Below are 21,355 nucleotides of genomic sequence, written 5' to 3'. Positions count from 1 at the left end.
CTAGCCTCCAATCACACCGGAAATATCCTTGGTTTTCTTGAAGACACAGGCATTCCATTCCCCTTGAACCATGTGAGTTTCGAGGAAAAATCCAGCTGACTCAGCCGACTCGCGCACCATGTCCCACTTGTCCTTAATAATTCCACTCATGATGAGGTAGCCTTCATCCTTGACCAAGCGATAAGCATCATCCGTCAGATGAACGAGGATATCCGCCAAGATATTAGCTACAATCACATCTGCTTCAATCTCCACGCCTTTAAGCAAATCTCCAGCCGCTACATGGATGTTTTCCATACCAGGGTTGAGTTCAATATTTTCCTGAGCAACACGAACTGCCACATCATCTAGGTCATAGGCGAAAATTTCCTTAGCACCAAGTAGCGAGCTAGCAATAGAGAGGATGCCTGATCCAGTACCCACATCTAGCACCGTTTCGCCACCACGAAGAACCTGCTCCAAGGCAAAGAGGCTCATCTTAGTGGTTGGATGCGTTCCAGTCCCAAAAGCCATACCAGGATCCAGCTTGATAATCTTTTCTCCCGCAGTCGCCTCATAGTCTGTCCAAGACGGCACGATGGTCAAATCATGAGTAATACGAGCTGGTTCATAGTATTTCTTCCAGTTGTCTGCCCAGTCTTCCTCAGCCAAGGCAGTCGTCCCCATCTTGACCTCACCCAAATCCATAAAATCAGTTAGTTCCGCGAGACGAACCTGCAAATCTGCCTCAACCACTGCCACATCAACTGTATCAGGATAGTAGGCGGTCACCACAATTTCTTCTTGCTGCTCGACCTCTGGGAAAATCTCGCCGAAGCGGTCAACATTTCCCACATAGTCCATGCTGTCTTCAATCGCAACGCCTTGCGCTCCCAGCTCAATCAAGAGATTAGAAACTAACTCCTCTCCCTCACGCTTGACTGTAACTTTTAACTCTTGCCATGTTTCCATTATTAATACCAAGCCCGTAAAACACAAAACCAAAATAGGAAATTCTCTGAAGACGCTTGTGTCTAAGAGAAGTTTATCTTTTTGGCACAGTGTTTAGGGCGGGTTCAGTTTAGAAATGTAACTGAACCATCCTTTCTATTTCTCTATCAATTTTTTCATGTAGACCATATCCATGTCTTCTTTTTCAGCCTCAATGCGGATTTGACGATAGCCATTTTTCTCGTAAAAAGCAACCATGCCTGCATCCTGTAACACCGTACACAAATCCCATTGTGTGATGGTTGGAAATTCTTTTTCCAGTAAGCTTAAACCTTTAGATCCATACCCTTTTCCTTGATACTGAGGCAAAATCGCTGCCGTTCCCAACCAAGCTTTCGTTAACTCGGCATTGGTCTGAACTCGTAAAAATCCGATGTTTTCTTCATCTTCTTTTACAAAGTAGTAATAGCTATTGGGACGCTCGACTAATTTCCACTTAATTCGTTCGCAGTCCTCGAGATAAGGGTCATATTCATCATGGTATTTTTCATAAACAGCCTTAAAGCTGGCTCTCTGAATTGCAATAATAGTTTCTAAATCCTCTGCTCCCACTCGAACAAGTGTTATCATAAACTTTCCTCCAAATAATCTCTCAATCTTCCCTGCAACTGAGGCACTGCCTGTTTAGAATTGAGAAATTCCTCAATAGGCATCAATTTATAGCCCTGTCCTTCATCTCCGAAGATGATATTGTCAAATTGTTCTTGTCTTAGCTGACCAACCATAAAGACCGATTTCTTGCCTTTAAAAATTACGCTAGGATAAATCTTGCTCCAAAGCAGACAGTCTTCATCTAAATGAATTCCCAGTTCCTCATAAACTTCACGCCGAGCGCATTCAAAAGGGCTTTCGTCCCCTTCACGGCCACCACCTGGCAACTCCCACATGTTGGGACAAGGGATATCGTCCTTGTCATCACGCAAAATCGTCAGTAGCTTATCCCCACAAAAGAGGGCAATCTTGCAACCTTGGAAATCCATTCTGCTATTCAATAATTCCATGATATTTACTCTTTTCTATGATAACAATTACTCTCTAGGAAAATACGAGCTAGCTTTCTTCGATTACTTTTTGGCACTCTGCATCCCAGTATGCTTGCCATCTGCCATGTTTTTTAGCAAAATAAACCGTAAACTCATCATTTACATAATCTGCAACATAGCGAAGATTAGGCGGGTTTTCCTCACCACTTAATATCCAAGGATGGAAGTAAAAGGTTTTCTCCCACCTCTTCTGAGTATAGCCGAGATCCTTGGCATACTGAGGGATGGGTTGTTGCATCTCACTTTCCAAATAGGACTGAATAGCATTGTCAATACTATTTAAACGAGCTAATAGTTGCTGAAACTGCTCTTCTTCCTCCGTCTTAAAACCAACTAGAAATTCAAATTCCGCAAAATCTTCAGGAAATTCAAGTTCTGTGATTTTCCCATCCTCAGCATAGCGTCCTTCCTCATTAACAAGGCGACGAGCTCCTGACTTCAATACTCTCTCGAAATCTAGATCCGCAAAGCGATTGCGGGGAAGAATATCAACTGACGGCTCAGTTTTAGCTGACCTGCTCCTGAAAAACTGTTTGACTTTTTCTAGCATAATCTCCCCCTTCTCCTTGAATTCATTATTTAAAAATGTCCACTTAGAATCTTTTCTAATACCTCGGATAAGGATAAAATTCTCCCTCTTCCAAGCCAACTTTTCCTTCTTCAAAGACTTCTTGATTCCATTCCATGACAAATTCCTCTGCTTCTGGGTCTTCCAAAAAGTCCATGAGGACATCTAGCCCAACCTCAGCAGTATCTTTAAGGAAAAGGGCAAAATAAGCTAAAAACTCGCGAGAAAATCCTTTTTTAGGTAGATAAGGGATAACCGTTAAATAGTCTTCTGCATTGACGGTTGACTTAGCAGGATTGTAGAAAAGGACCGCTTCCTCAAAAAGAATGTCATCTGATGAAACCTCTCCGTCTTCATCCACCATCTCCACACCTGCAGCATTTTGCGCTTCCAATAGAAAACTCACTTCTACCGCGTGGTTACGCTTGTCCCAACTAATCTCAAAGTCAAAGGGAAAGTTCTTGTCCAACTCTTCCTCTAAAATATCTAAAAATCCGTATGTTGCCATTTTGTCCTCTTTCTATGCGACTCTTTAATCGCCCCGATTGCTCGGAAATATGCTAAAATAGATACTACCATCTTACCACAAAATTATTTTATGTCCTAATTATACCATATTACCTCATTTAAACCCTTGGTATCAATGATTTTCTTAAAAGTCTGATTTCTTCATTTCTCATAAAAATCAATATAAAAAGCCCGCGAAAGGGCTAATAAATCTATAAAATCAATAGGCGAGTAACTAGCACAAGTGGACGTGCTTTTTTATTGACTATTACCACGATACCACGCTTAATCTTAGGCTTGAACTTTCTTATCTGCAATAGCGTCTGTCAAAGTCTGAGAAAAGTTAAGTCCCATTTCTCGTCCCAACTTATCTGCCCATTTTGGTATGGTCAAAGTCTTTTTAATGGGTTCCTGACTTCCTAGGTATTCTGATACATCAACAGATACCATAGAAATAAAAGATTTATCAAGGTCATAGGTTGACACGAAATCTTCATCATCTTTAAAAGGATCATTATCAATTAAAGACAAGCTATTGATATCTGATGGCTGAGGTAACTCTCCATCACTCTCTATCAAATCTGCAACAGTTATCCCTAGCCACTCCGACCCCATAGCCAAAGCCTCAGAAATCCCCTCTCCTTGTGTAGCTGAGTATTCAAAATCTGGGAAATGGACAAAATAAGTCGCTTCTGTTTCGTCTGTGTCGTCATAATAAAATAAAGCTGGATACGTAACTAACATTTCACTACCTCCATATCAAAAAGCAGGGGCTGAATTTTACAACCCAGCTTGCTTTCTTATCCCTCTTTCAGTGTACTTATTCAGCTCACCATGAGGGATTGTGATAGGTCTTTCCCCTTGCTTCTCCATTTTAATATGGGAACCTTTACCGCCTCTAGTCTTTATCCAACCATGGGCCGTAAGGAGTTTAACCATCTCTTTTTGTGTCATAGGCATAGCGCTTTTACCTCCTGACAACACCATTATAACACGTGTTACACGTATTGTAAAGGAGTGATACTTATTATTCTCTTATACATAAAAGCCCCTAGATGTGGTTCTAAGGGTAGCCAATTTATTCATGTCTATTTTTTTGAGTGGTAAATACTGCTTCTTTCTCGATCCATTCATCATTTGTATAGTCAATTGTAAAAGTATCTCGATTTAAGACAGATTGAGGCGGAGTTGAATGAATCATAGGAACACTGCGTACTCTATACCTTTTATCTCCAATTTTTACAAACTGATACTCTTCGAAAATCTCTTCAAACCGCGTCAACGTCGCCTTACCGTATATATGAGACTGACTTCGTCAGTCTCATATACAACCTCAAAACAGGATTTTGAGCAACCTGCGGCTAGTTTCCTAGTTTGCTCTTTGATTTTCATTGAGTATGATTAACTCTCAAGTCTTCGAAATCAGGATTTTCAACAGTTATTACAAGGAGGCGATTTACTACTTCAAAAACATCAATTATTCTATTTTTCATATTTTTTCAACCCATTATTAGAATGAACTTCTTGGTAAGCAAAATCAAGTTTAGATTTAATGTTTTCGTACAAATCTAAAATCTCTTTTGGAGTATCTTCCCGGAAGAAAAGTTTTCTTTTCCCTGAAATAACTTGATCACTAAGAATCCAATGACGAATTTGTTTTGTAAAAATCAAAATTTCCTGACTTGGTAGTTCCATCATTTCCATTGCTTATCACCTCTCTTTTCATTATAGTTCATACAATGACATTCAGCAATATTATTTCTCAAGTCAGCACTTCCACTTCTTTAGGCTCAACTATCCTATTTTGAGCTTTAAAGAAAATCAAATCTCTCATGCTGATACCTCTCCTCATTAAATTAAATAGTAAAAAAGATTCTATCTCACTCCCTGATTATTACAAAACCATTGAAATATCACAACTAATAGGCTAGAATGGATATAGTAGATGAGTCATTCTACTCAAATCCACGCTAGAAAGGACTGCTATGCCAGACAATCTCGCGCTTCGCATGCGCCCTAAAACCATCGACCAGGTCATCGGTCAGGAGCATCTGGTCGGACCTGGAAAAATCATCCGCCGCATGGTGGAAGCCAACCGCCTGTCCTCCATGATTCTATATGGCCCTCCGGGAATCGGCAAAACCAGTATTGCCTCTGCCATCGCTGGAACGACCAAGTATGCCTTTCGAACTTTCAATGCGACAGTTGATAGTAAAAAGCGACTGCAAGAAATCTCGGAAGAAGCTAAATTTTCTGGTGGTCTCGTCCTATTGCTAGACGAAATTCATCGACTAGATAAGACCAAGCAAGACTTCCTCTTGCCTCTCTTGGAAAGTGGACTGGTCATCATGATTGGAGCAACGACTGAAAATCCTTTCTTCTCTGTCACTCCTGCCATTCGTAGCCGTGTTCAAATTTTCGAGTTGGAACCTCTGTCTAACCAAGACGTCAAAGAGGCCCTGCAGATAGCTCTAAGTAACCCTGAACGTGGTTTTGATTTTCCAATAGAACTAGATGAGGATGCGCTGGATTTCATCGCAACCTCTACAAACGGAGACCTTCGCTCTGCCTTTAACTCACTGGACTTGGCTGTTCTCTCTACCCCTGAGAATGACAAGGGCATTCGCCACATCACCTTAGACATCATGGAAAATAGTCTTCAGAGAAGCTACATCACTATGGACAAGGATGGAGACGGTCACTATGATGTTCTATCTGCCCTGCAAAAGTCTATTCGTGGCTCAGATGTGGATGCCAGTCTCCACTATACTGCCCGCTTGATTGAGGCTGGGGATCTGCCTAGTCTCGCTCGTCGCTTGACTGTTATCGCCTATGAAGATATCGGCTTAGCCAATCCTGAGGCCCAGATTCATACCGTGACTGCTCTGGATGCCGCCCAGAAGATTGGGTTCCCAGAAGCCCGCATTCTCATTGCCAATGTCGTGATTGATTTGGCCCTTTCTCCAAAATCCAACTCAGCCTATGTAGCTATGAATAAGGCACTTGCTGACCTCAAAACATCAGGGCACTTGCCTATTCCGCGACACCTGCGTGATGGGCACTACAGTGGAAGCAAGGAACTGGGGAATGCCCAAGACTATCTCTATCCACACAACTATCCTGGAAATTGGGTCAAGCAAGACTATCTGCCAGAAAAAATTCGTAATCATCACTATTTCCAAGCAGAAGATACTGGTAAATATGAACGGGCTTTGGCTCAAAGAAAGGAAGCTATCGACCATTTGCGAAAAATCTGAAATCCTTTTCAAAAAATTGCACTTTCCTCTTGATTTTTTTTGAAAAAGTGGTATCATATAAATATAGAAACGCTGTGGTGTACGACTTCACACTTAAGTGTTGACCGACTATTTTTTGTATTATTAGGGAAACAAAAGTCTTCTAACAGCATGTAGGCCGTCTCACACGGAAACAGCTTCAGTTAGAGCGAGTTGCCCACCTGCTTAATTGCGCGGGTTCAATACAAACCGTGAAGTTTCGGCACCAATACAGCTTTTTTCTTTGCCTCCTTAGCTCAGCTGGCAGAGCAGCGGACTCTTAATCCGTGGGTCACAGGTTCGATCCCTGTAGGGGGCATCTAAATACAACAGGAAAAGCCTTGGAACCAAGGTTTTTTTGCTTAAATAAAATTTTTTTCAAATTCTTTAGAAAACTAGTTTAAATCATAATCCAACACCAATTTTACAAATACCATAAACTAAGCTTATATACCCAAAACACAAAAAGTCCTCTTTCCACTATTTTAGAAAGAGAACTTTTTCTTTAGGAGAAATAACTTATACTCAATGAAAATCAAAGAGCAAACTAGGAAGCTAGCCGCAAGCTGTACTTGAGTACGGTAAGGCGACGCTGACGTGGTTTGAAGAGATTTTCGAAGAGTATTAATTTTTAATCAATTCGTGATAGCTCAGCTGGCACCGTTAAGTAATAAGTTGCAGTCAAGCTTGCTTCGCCTTGATTGACAAAAATCTCGATGGAATTTTTATCTAGAACAACTTCCAATTCTTTAGCTTCAATATCTACATACCGTCGACTAGTGTCCTGTTCTTCTTCACCTAGAATTTTTTGAATAAGATGGCTACGATCAATGTAAACTTGCTGCACATTACTGTCATAACCAAATTCAAGATAATCTATATCATTTCCTAAGTGGTAATGACAATCTTTATCTATTTGGATTTGATATTGGCCTTTTTTAACAGGGAATTGTCTTAGTTTGCCATCTTCCAATCTTAGAATTCTAGGTAAAGTCATGGCACATGCCCACTTGTGTTCTTGGTCATGGGTTGGAAGGGTACGCCCCCATGTCTGCATCCAAGCAATCAGGATACGACGATTTTGATCGTCCAACAATGTTTGAGGCGCATAGAAGTCTTGGCCATGATCAATTTCTTGAACTGATTCTGGGATAAAACGTTTTTCTCTCCAATCTACCTTACCCGTGAACAAAAGCGATGAGTTGATGTTATGATATGAGTCTCCCTCACTCTGATAACGCATGGGTGACATAATAAGGCAAGCCTTCCCATCTAACTCAAAGTAATCTGGGCATTCCCACATAAAGCCTTGGTGTTCTACCCCTTTTAAAAAGATGGATTCGAACTGCCATTCTACTAGGTTATCGGACCCTAGTAGAACGATACAGCCCACATTATCCTTATGTTTGGCAGCTACTACGGAGTAATAGCGTCCATCTTTTTCAAAGAGTTTTGGATCACGGAAATCAGCAACAATCAACTCATCTGGCAAATCTGCTCCAGTTGCGACTGGATTTTGTTCAATCTTTTCAAAGTGAATCCCGTCGTCTGAAAATGCCATATTTTGCACTTGACGAACACCTGTTTCTTCTTCGATATGACCAGTATACATGAGCCAGAGGCGATCATCCTTGACAATGGCAGAGCCTGAGAAGCAACCATTGCGGTCGTAGTCTTGGTCAGGAGCAAGTGCCACCGGCAAGTGCTCCCAAGTCACCAAGTCCTTACTTTTAGCATGACCCCAGTGCATAGGCCCCCAAACACTATCATATGGATAGAATTGATAAAAGAGATGGTATTCTCCACGAAAATAGACAAATCCATTCGGATCATTGATCCAACCAATCTCAGCTGAAAAATGTTCTTCAGGCTTATATTGAGTATTTACGAGATGTTTATTTTCTGCTATAAAACGATTGGCTTTTTCTACTGTGTATTTCTTATCTCCCATAATCAACCTCTAGTTTTTGTTTGCTTGGTATTGGTCGTAGTATTTTTGTTTAATAGCGAGGTAATCTGAAAGTCCGTATTTTTCAAGCTCTTTCTTGTAATCATCCCACTCAGCATCAATATTGCCATTTACAATCCATTCAGCACGTTTACGGTAGATATAGTCATTCATATCTGCCTCGATATGGGCAATCTTGTCCAAATCTTCCTGTGTCATAAAGACTCTTGGATAGTTATTGTCATTGCTCATGTAAGGAACATAATATTCTTTGATAAGATCCAAACGCCATTTGGCATCGTCAGGCATAGTTGTCACTTTACCATAGTATGAATCTAGGATAGCTAGTGGTCCTCCTACTTCAGTCTTTTGACGAAGTTCTGCTGGTGCAGTTCCGTTTAGTGGTAAGTGTTTGAGGCTGTTAGTTGCTTGGTCAAATTCAAAGATGTTTTGTTGTTTGTCATCTCCGTAAGTTCCCCAGTTATTTTGCACAGATTGGAGTGGAGCGTATTGTGCATCAATCCATTTAGCTGTCAATTCTAGGTTTTTGTTTACACTAGTAATAACCATCTTGTCACGTGCAAATCCCATACCGTTTGTACGAGCTACGTGTTTTTGACCACTTGGCCCAGCAAGTACTGGTAAAACATCATAACTTTCATTACTTCCAGTAACATTACTCTTATCCCATGTAAAGTAAACACCAAATTTCTGATCATGACCTTTAGCAATGTAACTATTCCAATCATGTTCGAAAGCTTCTTTATCAATCAAGCCTTTTTCTTGCAATTGACGGATAAATTTGACACCTTCTTTATAGTTATCATTATCTGCTGTGAAGTCAACTTTGCCATCATTTCCAACTACTAAATGATCATCGTTATCCCCTATACCAAATGCAGCAAATAGGAATTTAAAATCTTCGTTTCCGTTACCACTAATAAATGTAAATGGAATTTCATCAGCCTCTCCATTTCCATTTGGATCCCCGTTTTTGAAAGCTTCTAGGACTTTAATCAGATCATCCGTAGTTTTTGGCATTTCAAGACCAAGTTTCTTAAGCCAATCTTTGTTAATCCAAGCCATATCGTTGACACTATGGATAGATTCTTTGCCTTCTCCAAGCTCCTCAATCCATGGGAATGAATAGATGTGTCCGTCAGGTGCTGTCATTAAGGCCTTGTATTCTGGTTTCTCATCCAAAATTTTCTTAAGATTTGGCATGTATTTATCAATCAAGTCTTCAACTGGAATGATTACACCTTTCTTAGCCCAGTTCATCAAGTCCACATCTGAAGCTCCGTCGTTGTGGATAGCATCTGGTAAATCACCACTAGAAATATCCAAGTTACGTTTTTCTGCAAAGTCGGATTGGTAGTTGGTCCAGTCAATATGAACGCCAGTTTCCTTCTCCAAACGTTGCAAAATTAACTTTTCATTTGGGTCTTTAGGAGATAACGGTGAACTGGCTGTCATAAACTTCAATGTTTTCTTTTCTTGAAGTGGGAATGTTACACCTTCCAACTTATAATCTGGACTTGAAGCTGTATTTTTTGAGCCACAGGCTGCAAGTACTGCTAAACTAGCTGTCAACAAAACTGCTGATTTTGAGAATGTTTTGAATTTCATGAGAAAACTCCTTTTATTTTTTCTTTTTTTATCCTTTAAGTGAACCAGCCATAATTCCTTTATCAAAGTATTTTTGGAAGAATGGATACATAACAATCAATGGCAAGCTGGAAATGACAATAGTTGCGTATTTAATCAATTCAGCTAAACGTTTCATTTCATTCATAGCCGCTTGTGCTCCAATCATGTCTTGACCTGGTTGGCTCTGAATGAGAATTTTACGAAGTACAAGTTGCAATGGTTCCAAGTTTGGATCCTTGATATAAATCATTGCATCAAAGTATGAATTCCACTGTCCTACAAACGCATAAAGGAAGAGAACAAACATAATTGGTTTTGCAAGAGGAAGCATGATTTTGAAGAAAATCTGTAAATCATTTGCACCATCAATGACAGCAGCTTCAACTAATTCTTCAGGCAATCCTTGGAAATAGGCCCTAGCAAGAATAATATTCCAAACGTTAACAGCACCTGGAACAATGATAGCCCATGGAGTATTGAGCATTCCCAATTCTTTTACGAGCAAGTAAGTTGGGACTAAACCACCACCAAAGAACATAGTCACAATCAAGAAGTAGTTAATCCAACGACGTCCAACCAAGTCTTTCTTAGAAAGAGGATAAGCTGTAAACACAGATAGCAATACTGTTAAAGCTGCAAATCCAAAAGAGTATAGTAGAGAATTGATAAAACCTCTTAGAATAGATTGGTCACTGAATACACGCTGGTAACCTTCTACAGTCCAATCGGCTGGATTAAAGCTAATCCCTCTACTAACCAGAACCTTAGGATCCATAAAGGATGCTACGACGATATAAAGTAAAGGAAGCAAAGTCATCAAAACGATAAAGACAATAATGATTTTATTTAAGAGTAAGATACGTCTATCAAATTTTGTATCCATAATCGAATTTTTCATACTTTCCTCCTTAAATTCCTTCACCATTAGTCATGCGTTTAACGATTTGGTTAACTGCAACAAGCAATACTACGTTAATCACTGCATTAAACAAACCAACCGCTGTTGAGTAAGAATAGTCTCCTGATACAAGACCAACTTTATAGACATATGTCGAGATAATTTCAGAAGTTGGCAAATTTAACGATGTCTGCATCAAGAATGCTTTTTCATATCCGACATTCATAATTCCACCTGCAGCTAAAACAAATTGGATAACCATAATAGGCTTAAGAGCTGGAATATCAATGTGCCAGATTCGTTGGAAGATATTGGCTCCATCCAGTCGGGCTGCTTCTACTAAGGCTGGATCTACATTTACCAATGTTGCCGTGTAGAGCGTTGAAGCCCAGCCCATTCCTTGCCAGATACCACTAAAGATGTATAAAGGTCTAAAGAAGTCTGGATTTGTCAAGAAGTCAGCCTTCATTCCAAACATAGAAAGAAAATTGTTGATTGGTCCTCCCACTGAAAAGAAGAGGAAAATCATACCGACAATAACAACGACTGAGATAAAGTTTGGTGCGTATAAAATGAGCTGAATTCGTTTTTTGACTTTTTCACTCAAGAGTTGATTGAGCATAATCGCAAGAATGATTGGTGGTAAAAAGCCAAGCAATAAACCATAGATACTTAATTTTAATGTGTTGGCTAACAAGATACCAAAGTTGGGAGAGGATATGAATTTTGTAAACTCAGAAAAACCAATCCAATCACTCCCTAAAATTCCTTTTAAGGGATTGTAATCTTTAAATGCGATTAAAACCCCATACATAGGGATGTATTTAAAGATAAAGGTTAAAACTAAACCGGGGACAGTCATCAATAACAAGAGTTTTTGTTTCTTGATTCTTTCCCAAAGAGAAACTTGCTTCGCTTTGCTATTCATAGCAACCTCCTTTTGAAACGTTTCATTTTTGTTCTAGAAAAGATAGCGCTTGGCGCTGTCTCTTTATTTCTTTTTTTGAAACGTTTCATTTTTGTTTTAAAAATAAATCTTTTTATCTGATTTCATTCTATCATTGATAGCGCTTTCTGTCAAGACTTATTTTCATTTGTTGTTGTTTTTCCTTCAACAAATTTTACTGGTAGGATTGTCTGCAAATTAACAGCCTTTCCTTCTATGATATCAAATAGGATTCGTACAGCTTCTCTAGCCATTTCCTCCAGGGGTTGCTCAATTGTTGAAAGTAGATAATCTCTATCTCCAGCCATTTTAATTCCATCGTATCCAATAATTTGGACATCATGAGGAATATGTTTGCCATTTTTTTCTAGTATATCAATAACATCTAAAGCTGCAAAGTCGTTAATTGTAAAAATTCCATCTATAGAAGGATTTTCTTCCAAGAAACTCTCTAGTTTCCCATGATAGTCAGTAACTGTCTCATCCAAATCAAAAATACTAAGAGGTATTTTATGCTCTTGGACATACTTTTCAAAGGAAATTCTACGACGTTTGGTTTCATTAATGGTTGTATTATGTCCGCCCACAAAGGCTAAATGCTGACATCCTTTACTAATTAATTGTTTAGCTGCTTCTCTTCCACCTGCATCATTATCTGATGAAACACAAGGAATAGCAATATCTGAGTATGTACGGTCAATACTGACAAAGGGAATTCCTGACGACAGGTAATGTTCAATTGGACTATAGGTAATAGCAACCACTCCATCAACTTTATTATGACGCAACATCTCCAGATACTCTTGCTCTCTATTTGTACCATTTATAGAACATAAGAGTAATTTATTATTCCTCTTATAGACTTCATTTTCCACATGCATAGCAAATTCTGAAAAGAAGGGATGCCAGATACTTGGTACAATGATTGCAATCGTTTCTGTTCGATTTTTTTTCATTCCTCTAGCATAGTAATCTGGAATGTAATTCAAGGTTTTAATTGCTTGTTCCACTTTTTTCAAGGTTACTTCTTTAATGCCTTTTTCTTTATTAATCACACGTGAAACTGTTCCAACGCTAACTCCTGCTTCTAAAGCAACATCTTTCATGGTAATTGATTTTCTTTGTTCTACCATATTATCACCTCCTTTCAATATATAGTATCATGCAAACGCTTTTTAAGCAACTATTTCTCAATCATTTTTGGCCAGATCATTTATCCCATCATGAATAAAATCACTCCAATTAGCTTTTGAAAATACTTCAATTTTCATGTGTAAACATCTACATAAAACAGGAAAAGCCTTTGTTTGCTTCCTATCTCCCCTTTTTCATGATGTATTTTCTTACAGGTGCTTCAACTATTTGAACGATTTCAAATTCTTCTTTTTTGTAAAGATTCTGAGCTCTTTGATTTGCCTCGAAGACATTTAGAGAGATGCTGTCTATATCTCTATTTTCAAAGACCAAACTAACAAATTTCCTGAAAGCCTGGCTACCTAGGCCCTGTCCCTGTTTCTGGGGATTGATAAAAAATCTTCCAATATGAAGATTGCTGTCTTCTAGACTGATTTTTTGTATTAGCCCCACAAACTCTTGTCCATCAAAGATCGAAAAGACTCCTTCCAAGGCTTGAAGGGTCAGTAGAAAAGGAATCCTTGGTCCCATCCATTGTTCTTGAAAGGATTTGCCTAGGTAGTTGGACCACTGGCATACAAATTGAGCGTTTTCTGTGCTCACCTTTTCTTCAAAACGAATTGTCATCTTTTCCTCACCACCTTATCTATGTTTCTCCATTATACTATTTCTCCCATTTTTTACGAATAGATAAGTATGATTGATTTTTATTTTTTTCTCGTCGGGAGCATTCTAGCTTCCTTTCTTGGTTTGGTCATTGACCGTTTTCCAGAGCAATCCATTATCAGTTCAGCCAGTCACTGCGATTCCTGTCAGACTCGCTTGCGTCCCTTAGATTTGATTCCGATTCTCTCACAGGTCTTCAATCGCTTTTGCTGTCGCTACTGCAAGGTCCGCTATCCTGTCTGGTATGCCCTCTTTGAACTAGGCTTAGGACTCCTCTTTCTGCTTTACTCTTGGGAATTACTTTCCTTGAGTAAAGTCATCCTAATCACTGCTGGTTTGACCTTGGGCATCTACGACTTTCGCCATCAGGAATATCCCTTACTGGTCTGGATGACTTTCCACCTAATCCTAATAGCTTCCTCTGGCTGGAATCTGGTCATGGTCTCCTTCCTCATACTTGGAATTTTGGCTCATTTTATCGATATCCGCATGGGTGCAGGGGATTTCCTTTTTTTAGCTTCTTGCGCTCTCGTCTTTAGCGTAACGGAGTTACTGATCTTGATTCAGTTCGCTTCTGCGACGGGTATCCTGGCCTTTCTCCTGCAAAAGAAAAAGGAAAGACTTCCTTTCGTGCCTTTCCTCTTACTTGCTGCTTGTGTGATTATTTTTGGTAAGCTACTGCTTGTTTGATAAAGTCCTCAATCGGCTCTCCCTCGTGGAGAGCTTTTACAATTTTCGAACCGACGATAACGCCATCTGACACTGCATTGAAGCGTTCTACATCGGCTTGACTAGATACACCAAAACCTGTCAAGACTGGGATATCAGCCACTTGATGAAGTTGCGCCAAGTGCTTGTCCAAATCTGCACGGTAATTGCCTGATTTCCCTGTCACCCCATTGATGGCAACCGCATAGACGAATCCTTCTGCCCCATCAATCAACTCTTTTTGACGCTCAAGTCCTGTTGTCAAACTAACTAGGGGAATCAAAGCAATGTCTGTATCTGCCAAAAATGGTTCTACAAAGTTGGCATGTTCATGAGGCAGGTCTGGGATAATCAAGCCCTTCACAGCTGTATCAGCCAGATCTTTGACAAAGTTCTCCACACCGTACTGAAAGAGGGGGTTGAAGTAGGTCATGATGACCAGTGGAATCTCTGTTTCAATGGTTTTCAAGGTTTCAACTAAAGCCTGGGTAGAGGTCCCGTGGGCTAAACTGCGCAAGCCAGCTTCTTCGATAACAGGTCCATCTGCAACAGGGTCTGAAAAGGGAATACCCACTTCAATTGCAGAGACACCCAAATCTTCTAAAAAGTGAATTGTTTCAGCAAGACCGTCCAAACCTTTTTCGTGGTCACCAGCCATGATATAGGGAACGAAAATTCCTTTTCCAGTTGCTTTTATAGCATTCAATTTTTCTGTTAGTATCTTAGGCATGAGCTTCTCCCTTCTTTGCTGCATCTGCTTCCAAGCGGTCTTTGACTTGAACCACATCCTTGTCCCCACGACCTGATAGACAGACAATCATAGACTTTTCTGGTCCAAGTTCTTTGGCCAATTTCACCGCAAAAGCGATAGCATGGCTAGATTCCAAGGCTGGGATAATCCCTTCCACACGAGACAAGAGTTGAAATCCTTCCAAAGCTTCTTCGTCTGTCACAGGGACATAGCTGGCACGTTTGATATCGTGGTAGTGAGAATGCTCTGGACCGATACCAGGATAGTCCAAACCTGCTGAGATAGAGAAGGCTTCAAGAATTTGACCATGGGCATCTTGGAGCACATCCATGAGGGAACCGTGAAGGACACCTGGACGACCCTTGGTCAAGGTAGCTGCGTGGTGCTCCGTATCCACACCAAGTCCAGCCGCTTCAGCTCCATACATGGCTACTGACTCATCTTCTACAAAGGGATGGAAGAGACCGATGGCATTCGACCCACCACCAACACAGGCTACTAGGGCATCTGGCAGATTTTGTCCTGTCATATCGCGGTACTGTTGTTTAGCCTCTCGACCAATGACACTTTGGAAGTCACGAACAATTTCTGGAAATGGATGAGGCCCCAAGGCAGAACCAAGAATATAGTGGGTATCATCGATATTAGCCACCCATGAACGAAGGGCTGCATTAACCGCATCCTTGAGCACGCGCGAACCATCTGTCACGACCTCGACCTTAGCTCCCAAAAGCTCCATTCGGAAGACATTGAGGGCTTGGCGTTTGACATCTTCCTCACCCATGTAGATGGTACATTCCATGTTAAAGAGGGCCGCAGCAGTTGCAGTTGCTACACCGTGCTGACCAGCACCCGTTTCTGCGATAATTTTCTTTTTACCCATGCGTTTAGCCAGAAGAACTTGTCCCAAGGCATTGTTAATCTTGTGGGCGCCTGTATGGTTAAGTTCTTCCCGTTTGAGATAAATCTTGGCTCCGCCAATATGCTGGGTCAAGTTTTTTGCGTAGTAAAGAGGAGTTTCACGCCCCACATACTGGCGCAAGAGTTGGTTTAATTCCTCTTGGAAACTTGGGTCTGCCTGACTTTCACGATAGGCCTTCTCCAACTCCAAAACTGCTGTCATCAATGTTTCTGGGACAAAACGTCCACCGAATTTTCCGTAAAATCCATCTTTATTTGGTTCTTGATATGCCATTCTTTACCCTCTCTATAAATCTTCTAATCTTTTCATGATCTTTTTGTCCATCTGTCTCCACTCCGCTCGATACATCTACTGCATAGGGAGTAAAGTGTTGAATTGCTTTTACTACATTGTCTTCCTTAAGCCCACCTGCGATAAAGAAGGGCTGATTTAGTCCAGTCGTATTTAGTTGACCCCAGTCAAAGGTCTGGCCACTTCCTGCCACAGGGGCATCAAAGAGTAGATAGTCTGCCTGAGAATTGGGTACATGACCCTCTCCATCCACCTGCACAGCCTGAATACTGGCACAAGGCAAATTCTCAAATAAATCATCTGCCACCTGACCGTGAACTTGAACCAAGTCCAAGCCAACTTTGTCAATGACTTCTAGCAGTTGAGCTCGACTTGGTGAAACAAATACACCAACCTTTTTGACATCTGTAGGAATAAGCTTTGCCAGCTCAGCAGCCTGATCCAAAGTCACCTGTCTTTTACTAGGTGCAAAGACAAAACCAATGTAGTTGGCTCCTGCTGATACGGCTGTTTCCACCGCTTCTTTGGTCGATAGTCCACAAATTTTAACCTTTGTCAATCTGCAACTCCTTGATTCTTTGAGCCACATCCTCTGCCTGCATGAGAGCTGTCCCTACTAAAATTCCGTTAAAGTATGGCGCTACTCGTTCCGCATCCTGCCCTGTGAAAATAGCAGATTCAGAAATGTACAAGCAATCATCTTTGAAATATTTAGCCAAATCCACACTGGTCTGCAAGTCAACTTCAAAGGTGGTCAAGTTGCGGTTATTGACTCCGATAATCTGGGCACCAAGTCTGTGAGCCACTTCTAGTTCAGCTAGATTGTGAGTCTCCACCAAGACTTCCAGACCAAGCTCTGTCGCATAGTCATAAAGTTCCTTGAGGCGTTCTTCGGACAAGGCTGCCACAATGAGCAAGATGACTGTCGCACCTGCATTGCAAGCTCGAATGATTTGCTTTTCATCGATAATAAAGTCCTTGTTGAGCGTCGGAATGTTTACCTGACTGGAAATCTCCCGTAGATAATCCAAATGCCCTTTAAAGAAAACCTCATCTGTCAGAACAGAAATCATCACTGCTCCGTTTCCTTCATAAGTCTGGGCCTGTTGCACAATATCCACATCGAGATTGATATCTCCCAGACTAGGGCTAGCTTTCTTGACCTCAGCGATTACCTGCAAGCGTTCCTGGTGATTCTTCAAAAATTCTGCCAAGCGATGGGTCTGGCGCAAGGGCTGGATTTCCTCCAGCTCCATTTGCTCTACCTCACGCACCTTCTGCTCCAAGATTCGTGCTAAAAATTCCTGACTCATTTTTGGTACTCCTGCAACAATCTGAGTTTTTCAAGGGCCTTGCCACTAGCAATGACTTGACGGGCCAAGGCAACTCCTTCCTTGATGCTATCAACTTTACCATTAGCATAGAAACCAAGACCAGCATTTAAGACTGTCGTTTCCAAGAATGGACTTGGTTCATTTTTAAGAACGCTAAGCAAAATTTCTGCATTTTCCTGAGCATTGCCTCCACGAATATCTTCGATAGCGTAGCCTTTCATTCCCAAATCCGCTGGATTAAAGCTTGACAAGGTGATTTCGCCATTTTCAAGAAGTGCAATTTTGGTTGTTCCATTCAAACCAGCTTCATCCAACCCTTCTGGTCCAGCAACCACGATGGCACGTTTGCGACCCATATTTTTCAAAACCTGAGCTGTACTTTCTAGGAGTTCTGGACGACTAATTCCAAGAAGCTGTGTTTCTAAAGCCATTGGATGAATCAGGGGACCAGTCAAGTTCATAATCGTTGGAATTCCCAATTCCAAACGAGCTGGCATGATGTATTTCATAGCTGGGTGCATATTTTTAGCGAAGAGAAAGACGATTCCAGTTTTATCAAAGACCTTACCTAGTTCAGCTGGTTTGAGATCAAGATTGATTCCCAAGGCTTCGAGGACATCTGCAGAACCAGATTTAGAAGAAATCGAGCGGTTACCGTGTTTTGCCATATGAACACCGTCACCAGCCAAGACAAAGGCTGCAGTTGTGGAAATATTAAAACTGAAAGACCTGTCTCCACCTGTACCACAGTTGTCCATGGCATCATGAATCTCAGTTGGAATATGTTGGGCATGCCCTCTCATGACTTGGGCAATGGCTGTGCGTTCTTCAGGTGTTTCCCCCTTCATCTTAAGAGCTAAGAGGAGAGAAGCAATCTGCGCTTCCGTTACACGCCCAGTTACGATACGCTCAATGACATCCGTCATTTCCACACCTGATAAATTTTCAAATTTTGCTAGTTTTTCAATAATCTCTTTCATCCTAGTTTCCTCACTTTACAACCTTCTCGATAAAATTCCGAATAGAAGACAAGCCATCTGGCGTTCCAATGCTCTCTGGATGGTACTGGAAACCATAAATCGGTAGGTTTTTATGTTGAATCCCCATGATGGCTTGGTCATCAGTCGAACGAGCTGTCACTTCAAAGTCTTCTGGCATTTCTTCAATCAAAATACTGTGATAACGCATGACTGCACGGCCATCCTCGATACCTTGATACAAAACAGATGGCGCTTCAAAGCTGATATGGCTCTGTTTCCCATGCATGACTTTTGGAGCCAAACCTAACTTACCACCAAAGACTTCTGCAATGGCTTGGTGGCCCAAACAAATCCCAAGAATCGGCTTCTTGCCAGCAAAATCACGAATCATGTCTTCCATCTTTCCAGCATCAACTGGCCAACCAGGACCAGGAGAAAAGACCAGACCATCTGCTTTTTCAGCTTCTTCATACAGCTTGGAATCATCATTTCTCAAAACCTGAACTTCTGCAAAATTCCCAATGTACTGCGCCAAGTTATAGGTAAAAGAATCATAGTTGTCAATCAATAAAATCATGGTCTTAGTTCTCCAATTCTAGTCATAGATTTAGCCTTGTTAATAGTTTCTTGGTATTCGTTTTTTGCGATGGAATCATAGACAATCCCTGCCCCAGCCTGCACATAGGCTGTTTGATTTTTGAGAATCATCGTTCGGATGGCAATGGCAAAATCCATATCACCCGTCGCAGACAAGTAGCCGATTGCTCCTGCGTATACGCCCCGTTTTTCTGTTTCCAGTTCATAGATGCGTCTCATAGCTCGAATCTTTGGTGCTCCAGAAACGGTTCCAGCAGGAAGCGTTGATTTCAAGGCATCCATAGCAGTGAGTTCTGGAAGCAAACGCCCCTTGACCACGCTGGTCAAATGCATAACATAGCGGAAGAGCTCCACTTCCATATACTTAGTGACTTGGACACTGGCCGTTTCAGAGATGCGGCCAATATCATTTCGTCCCAAGTCTACTAACATTCGATGTTCTGCTGTTTCCTTCTCATCAGAAAGCAGGTCTGTCGCCAAAGTCTTGTCCTCTTCATCCGTAGCTCCTCTTGGTCTCGTACCTGCAATCGGATTAGTTGTCACGATGCCATTCTTGACGGAAACCAAACTTTCTGGACTGGCTCCGATGATTTGATAATCCCCAAAGTCATAGAAATAGAGGTAATTGGATGGATTGGTCACGCGGAGATTTCTGTAGAAGTCAAATGGATTTCCAGTAACTTCTGCTGAGAAGCGCTGGCTGAGTACACATTGGAACATATCCCCATTACGAATCAAATCACGAGCTGTTTCCACCATTTCCTCAAACTTCTGAGGAGCGATATGGGGTTTGAAGTCAAGTGGTGATAAATCCAAATCTTCAAATTCATTTGGAGCAAGGATGCGTAATTCCTCAAGCACTTGGTTCAAGGCTTTTTCCAAATCTTCTTGACTACGATCGCTGTAAAGAGCATCCTCGATGACATGAATTTTTTCCTTCTTATGGTCAAAAACTATGTAACTCTCATAGACAAAGAAATGCATGTCTGGCGTTCCAATAGTATCTTCAGGGATTTGACCAATTTCCTCATAAAGCGAAATCATATCGTAACCCACAAAACCAATGGCTCCACCACCAAAAGGGAGCTCTGAGCGGTGCTGACTCTTATGAATCACTTCATAAAGGAAATCCAAGGGATCCCGATCAATCACTTGACCATTTTGATAGAGAACTCCATTTTCAAACTTAATCTCAAAAACTGGATTATAGGCTAGGATAGAAAAACGAGCCGTTTCCTTGTCTCTCGGAATACTCTCTAAAATAACCTTATGTTGCCCCTTTAAGCGCATATAAGCCAAGATTGGTGATAAGACATCTCCATGAATGATTCGTTCCATTGTAATTTCCCTTTCGATTCTTTTCTTTATAGACTTTTAGTGTTAATTTATTATTTTTTTCTATTTCCCTTAAATAGTGCGGACGGGAGGTAAAATTATCCAGTGGATGATTTTAGAAATCCAGGAAATGAAAGACCTAATTTTTGAGCTCCTCGCTCATTCATTTCTAGGCTCAGGCTAAAATAGTTCCCCGAACTATTTTACTCTCAAAAATTCCGTCCTAGAGAAGCATCTTTGCTTCTCTAAGATACCACTATGGCGGGAAACAGCTTTTAGAAACTCACTTCGTTCGTAAATATTCTATAACGACCTATTTATTGAAAATATTTAAAAAATTAATCGCAATATCTGCGATAAATATATAAAAATCCCCACGCAAAATAACTTGCGTGAGGACGAAATTCGCGGTGCCACCTCAATTATAGGATTTCTCCTATCTCTCATTCCTGTCTCAGAAACCTCCTGTAACAGGCTGTGCGATAAAGGGCACTCCCTTGAGAATTATGTTTTCTTCTCTCGTTTCAGATGGACCCAACCTTACAGTTTTCTCTGCTTGTTTTCAGCAACCACAAGCTCTCTGTGAGAGAAAGGACTGTAATTTTTCCATCTTTTATTTTTTAGCTTCTAGGTAGTCTGCAATTGCAGCTAGGTCCTTGTCTCCACGACCAGAGACATTGATGAAGAGATGTTCATCTCGGTACACCTTTATACTCTTCGAAAATCTCTTCAAACCGCGTCAACTTCACCTTGCCGTAGGTATGGTTACTGACTTCGTCAGTTCTATCTACAACCTCAAAACAGTGTTTTGA

The 21,355-nt window shown here is 41.0% G+C and carries 24 protein-coding genes, 1 tRNA gene and 1 other annotated feature; of the genes, 3 read left to right on the top strand and 22 right to left on the bottom strand.

Annotated elements, in window-relative coordinates:
• The 9 genes from prmA to HT723_RS03600 form a co-directional block, all read right to left on the bottom strand.
• A complete protein-coding gene (gene prmA / locus HT723_RS03640) occupies nucleotides 1–951 on the bottom strand; it encodes a 50S ribosomal protein L11 methyltransferase (protein WP_172934666.1) in 951 nt (316 codons plus the stop codon).
• A gap of 135 nt (nucleotides 952–1,086) precedes the next feature.
• Nucleotides 1,087–1,560, bottom strand: a complete 474-nt coding sequence (locus HT723_RS03635; RefSeq protein ID WP_119943619.1) for a GNAT family N-acetyltransferase — start codon at nucleotides 1,558–1,560, stop codon at nucleotides 1,087–1,089.
• Entirely contained in the window at nucleotides 1,557–1,991 is a 435-nt protein-coding gene (locus HT723_RS03630) for an NUDIX hydrolase (protein WP_000421871.1), read from the bottom strand. Before HT723_RS03630 ends, HT723_RS03635 begins: the two co-directional genes overlap by 4 nt.
• A 49-nt stretch (nucleotides 1,992–2,040) precedes the next feature.
• Nucleotides 2,041–2,583 carry a hypothetical protein gene (locus tag HT723_RS03625; protein ID WP_000891117.1) on the bottom strand — a complete coding sequence of 181 codons (543 nt, stop codon included), beginning with the start codon at nucleotides 2,581–2,583 and terminating at the stop codon, nucleotides 2,041–2,043.
• A gap of 55 nt (nucleotides 2,584–2,638) precedes the next feature.
• Nucleotides 2,639–3,109: a DUF3013 family protein gene (locus HT723_RS03620; RefSeq protein ID WP_000257085.1), complete on the bottom strand. Its 471-nt coding sequence runs from the start codon at nucleotides 3,107–3,109 to the stop codon at nucleotides 2,639–2,641.
• A gap of 290 nt (nucleotides 3,110–3,399) precedes the next feature.
• A complete protein-coding gene (locus HT723_RS03615; protein ID WP_172934665.1) occupies nucleotides 3,400–3,852 on the bottom strand; it encodes a type II toxin-antitoxin system HicB family antitoxin in 453 nt (150 codons plus the stop codon).
• 36 nt (nucleotides 3,853–3,888) lie between these two features.
• On the bottom strand, nucleotides 3,889–4,068 hold the full coding sequence (locus HT723_RS03610; RefSeq protein WP_001132287.1) for a type II toxin-antitoxin system HicA family toxin: 180 nt from the start codon (nucleotides 4,066–4,068) through the stop codon (nucleotides 3,889–3,891).
• A gap of 118 nt (nucleotides 4,069–4,186) precedes the next feature.
• Nucleotides 4,187–4,372 carry a hypothetical protein gene (locus HT723_RS03605; protein WP_119947629.1) on the bottom strand — a complete coding sequence of 62 codons (186 nt, stop codon included), beginning with the start codon at nucleotides 4,370–4,372 and terminating at the stop codon, nucleotides 4,187–4,189.
• A 218-nt stretch (nucleotides 4,373–4,590) separates the two neighbouring features.
• Nucleotides 4,591–4,812: a hypothetical protein gene (locus HT723_RS03600; RefSeq protein WP_000425689.1), complete on the bottom strand. Its 222-nt coding sequence runs from the start codon at nucleotides 4,810–4,812 to the stop codon at nucleotides 4,591–4,593.
• 281 nt (nucleotides 4,813–5,093) lie between these two features.
• Between HT723_RS03600 and HT723_RS03595 the strand changes: the two genes are divergently transcribed.
• Together HT723_RS03595 and HT723_RS03590 are read left to right on the top strand one after the other, a co-directional pair.
• A complete protein-coding gene (locus tag HT723_RS03595; protein WP_172934664.1) occupies nucleotides 5,094–6,365 on the top strand; it encodes a replication-associated recombination protein A in 1,272 nt (423 codons plus the stop codon).
• A 264-nt stretch (nucleotides 6,366–6,629) separates the two neighbouring features.
• Nucleotides 6,630–6,702: transfer RNA gene (locus HT723_RS03590), tRNA-Lys, on the top strand.
• Between the two features lie 312 nt (nucleotides 6,703–7,014).
• Here the strand turns inward: HT723_RS03590 and HT723_RS03585 are convergent.
• The 6 genes from HT723_RS03585 to HT723_RS03560 form a co-directional block, all read right to left on the bottom strand.
• Nucleotides 7,015–8,334: a glycoside hydrolase family 32 protein gene (locus HT723_RS03585; RefSeq protein ID WP_172934663.1), complete on the bottom strand. Its 1,320-nt coding sequence runs from the start codon at nucleotides 8,332–8,334 to the stop codon at nucleotides 7,015–7,017.
• A gap of 9 nt (nucleotides 8,335–8,343) precedes the next feature.
• Nucleotides 8,344–9,960, bottom strand: a complete 1,617-nt coding sequence (locus HT723_RS03580) for an ABC transporter substrate-binding protein (protein ID WP_172934662.1) — start codon at nucleotides 9,958–9,960, stop codon at nucleotides 8,344–8,346.
• Between the two features lie 28 nt (nucleotides 9,961–9,988).
• Nucleotides 9,989–10,879: a carbohydrate ABC transporter permease gene (locus HT723_RS03575; protein WP_000797961.1), complete on the bottom strand. Its 891-nt coding sequence runs from the start codon at nucleotides 10,877–10,879 to the stop codon at nucleotides 9,989–9,991.
• 10 nt (nucleotides 10,880–10,889) lie between these two features.
• Nucleotides 10,890–11,807 (bottom strand): sugar ABC transporter permease, encoded by a 918-nt coding sequence (locus HT723_RS03570; protein ID WP_166730612.1) that lies wholly within the window; start codon nucleotides 11,805–11,807, stop codon nucleotides 10,890–10,892.
• A 149-nt stretch (nucleotides 11,808–11,956) separates the two neighbouring features.
• Nucleotides 11,957–12,958, bottom strand: a complete 1,002-nt coding sequence (locus HT723_RS03565; RefSeq protein WP_172934661.1) for a LacI family DNA-binding transcriptional regulator — start codon at nucleotides 12,956–12,958, stop codon at nucleotides 11,957–11,959.
• Between the two features lie 181 nt (nucleotides 12,959–13,139).
• Nucleotides 13,140–13,586: a GNAT family N-acetyltransferase gene (locus HT723_RS03560; RefSeq protein ID WP_172934660.1), complete on the bottom strand. Its 447-nt coding sequence runs from the start codon at nucleotides 13,584–13,586 to the stop codon at nucleotides 13,140–13,142.
• A 69-nt stretch (nucleotides 13,587–13,655) separates the two neighbouring features.
• Here HT723_RS03560 and HT723_RS03555 point away from each other — a divergent pair, with 69 nt between their 5' ends.
• The gene (locus tag HT723_RS03555) at nucleotides 13,656–14,315 is read left to right on the top strand and encodes an A24 family peptidase (protein WP_000565005.1); all 660 of its coding nucleotides are present in this window, start codon (nucleotides 13,656–13,658) and stop codon (nucleotides 14,313–14,315) included.
• Here HT723_RS03555 and trpA read toward each other — a convergent pair.
• From trpA to trpE, 7 genes are read right to left on the bottom strand one after another with little or no spacing between them, the layout of a single operon-like run.
• Nucleotides 14,287–15,063, bottom strand: coding sequence for a tryptophan synthase subunit alpha (gene trpA, locus HT723_RS03550; protein WP_172934659.1), 777 nt, complete (start codon nucleotides 15,061–15,063; stop codon nucleotides 14,287–14,289). The two genes, HT723_RS03555 and trpA, sit on opposite strands and share 29 nt — an antisense overlap.
• Complete coding sequence (gene trpB, locus HT723_RS03545; RefSeq protein WP_172934658.1) at nucleotides 15,056–16,279, bottom strand: tryptophan synthase subunit beta; 1,224 nt, start codon at nucleotides 16,277–16,279, stop codon at nucleotides 15,056–15,058. The genes trpA and trpB overlap by 8 nt, the downstream gene beginning before the upstream one ends.
• On the bottom strand, nucleotides 16,257–16,856 hold the full coding sequence (locus HT723_RS03540; protein WP_172934657.1) for a phosphoribosylanthranilate isomerase: 600 nt from the start codon (nucleotides 16,854–16,856) through the stop codon (nucleotides 16,257–16,259). Before HT723_RS03540 ends, trpB begins: the two co-directional genes overlap by 23 nt.
• Nucleotides 16,843–17,610: an indole-3-glycerol phosphate synthase TrpC gene (trpC, locus tag HT723_RS03535; RefSeq protein ID WP_172934656.1), complete on the bottom strand. Its 768-nt coding sequence runs from the start codon at nucleotides 17,608–17,610 to the stop codon at nucleotides 16,843–16,845. Before trpC ends, HT723_RS03540 begins: the two co-directional genes overlap by 14 nt.
• Nucleotides 17,607–18,611, bottom strand: coding sequence for an anthranilate phosphoribosyltransferase (trpD, locus tag HT723_RS03530; protein WP_172934655.1), 1,005 nt, complete (start codon nucleotides 18,609–18,611; stop codon nucleotides 17,607–17,609). The genes trpC and trpD overlap by 4 nt, the downstream gene beginning before the upstream one ends.
• Before the next feature lie 10 nt (nucleotides 18,612–18,621).
• Entirely contained in the window at nucleotides 18,622–19,188 is a 567-nt protein-coding gene (locus HT723_RS03525) for an aminodeoxychorismate/anthranilate synthase component II (RefSeq protein WP_000601923.1), read from the bottom strand.
• On the bottom strand, nucleotides 19,185–20,546 hold the full coding sequence (trpE, locus tag HT723_RS03520; RefSeq protein ID WP_172934654.1) for an anthranilate synthase component I: 1,362 nt from the start codon (nucleotides 20,544–20,546) through the stop codon (nucleotides 19,185–19,187). Before trpE ends, HT723_RS03525 begins: the two co-directional genes overlap by 4 nt.
• 388 nt (nucleotides 20,547–20,934) lie before the next feature.
• Nucleotides 20,935–21,166 (bottom strand) — a binding site (T-box leader).
• Between the last annotated feature and the right edge of the window lie 189 nt (nucleotides 21,167–21,355).

Origin of the sequence: Streptococcus sp. 2106 (assembly GCF_013277315.1) — a bacterium.
Lineage (GTDB): Bacteria > Bacillota > Bacilli > Lactobacillales > Streptococcaceae > Streptococcus > Streptococcus pseudopneumoniae.
Note: the sequence above shows the minus strand (reverse complement) of the source record. Positions and strands in the feature narration are given on the sequence as shown.

Excerpts from the sequence above, each read along its gene's own strand:
- prmA (WP_172934666.1), bottom strand. The coding sequence starts at position 951 with ATGGAAACATGGCAAGAGTTAAAAGTTACAGTCAAGCGTGAGGGAGAG.
- HT723_RS03635 (WP_119943619.1), bottom strand. The coding sequence starts at position 1,560 with ATGATAACACTTGTTCGAGTGGGAGCAGAGGATTTAGAAACTATTATT.
- HT723_RS03630 (WP_000421871.1), bottom strand. The coding sequence starts at position 1,991 with ATGGAATTATTGAATAGCAGAATGGATTTCCAAGGTTGCAAGATTGCC.
- HT723_RS03625 (WP_000891117.1), bottom strand. The coding sequence starts at position 2,583 with ATGCTAGAAAAAGTCAAACAGTTTTTCAGGAGCAGGTCAGCTAAAACT.
- HT723_RS03620 (WP_000257085.1), bottom strand. The coding sequence starts at position 3,109 with ATGGCAACATACGGATTTTTAGATATTTTAGAGGAAGAGTTGGACAAG.
- HT723_RS03615 (WP_172934665.1), bottom strand. The coding sequence starts at position 3,852 with ATGTTAGTTACGTATCCAGCTTTATTTTATTATGACGACACAGACGAA.
- HT723_RS03610 (WP_001132287.1), bottom strand. The coding sequence starts at position 4,068 with ATGCCTATGACACAAAAAGAGATGGTTAAACTCCTTACGGCCCATGGT.
- HT723_RS03600 (WP_000425689.1), bottom strand. The coding sequence starts at position 4,812 with ATGGAAATGATGGAACTACCAAGTCAGGAAATTTTGATTTTTACAAAA.
- HT723_RS03595 (WP_172934664.1), top strand. The coding sequence starts at position 5,094 with ATGCCAGACAATCTCGCGCTTCGCATGCGCCCTAAAACCATCGACCAG.
- HT723_RS03585 (WP_172934663.1), bottom strand. The coding sequence starts at position 8,334 with ATGGGAGATAAGAAATACACAGTAGAAAAAGCCAATCGTTTTATAGCA.
- HT723_RS03580 (WP_172934662.1), bottom strand. The coding sequence starts at position 9,960 with ATGAAATTCAAAACATTCTCAAAATCAGCAGTTTTGTTGACAGCTAGT.
- HT723_RS03575 (WP_000797961.1), bottom strand. The coding sequence starts at position 10,879 with ATGAAAAATTCGATTATGGATACAAAATTTGATAGACGTATCTTACTC.
- HT723_RS03570 (WP_166730612.1), bottom strand. The coding sequence starts at position 11,807 with ATGAATAGCAAAGCGAAGCAAGTTTCTCTTTGGGAAAGAATCAAGAAA.
- HT723_RS03565 (WP_172934661.1), bottom strand. The coding sequence starts at position 12,958 with ATGGTAGAACAAAGAAAATCAATTACCATGAAAGATGTTGCTTTAGAA.
- HT723_RS03560 (WP_172934660.1), bottom strand. The coding sequence starts at position 13,586 with ATGACAATTCGTTTTGAAGAAAAGGTGAGCACAGAAAACGCTCAATTT.
- HT723_RS03555 (WP_000565005.1), top strand. The coding sequence starts at position 13,656 with ATGATTGATTTTTATTTTTTTCTCGTCGGGAGCATTCTAGCTTCCTTT.
- trpA (WP_172934659.1), bottom strand. The coding sequence starts at position 15,063 with ATGCCTAAGATACTAACAGAAAAATTGAATGCTATAAAAGCAACTGGA.
- trpB (WP_172934658.1), bottom strand. The coding sequence starts at position 16,279 with ATGGCATATCAAGAACCAAATAAAGATGGATTTTACGGAAAATTCGGT.
- trpC (WP_172934656.1), bottom strand. The coding sequence starts at position 17,610 with ATGAGTCAGGAATTTTTAGCACGAATCTTGGAGCAGAAGGTGCGTGAG.
- trpD (WP_172934655.1), bottom strand. The coding sequence starts at position 18,611 with ATGAAAGAGATTATTGAAAAACTAGCAAAATTTGAAAATTTATCAGGT.
- HT723_RS03525 (WP_000601923.1), bottom strand. The coding sequence starts at position 19,188 with ATGATTTTATTGATTGACAACTATGATTCTTTTACCTATAACTTGGCG.
- trpE (WP_172934654.1), bottom strand. The coding sequence starts at position 20,546 with ATGGAACGAATCATTCATGGAGATGTCTTATCACCAATCTTGGCTTAT.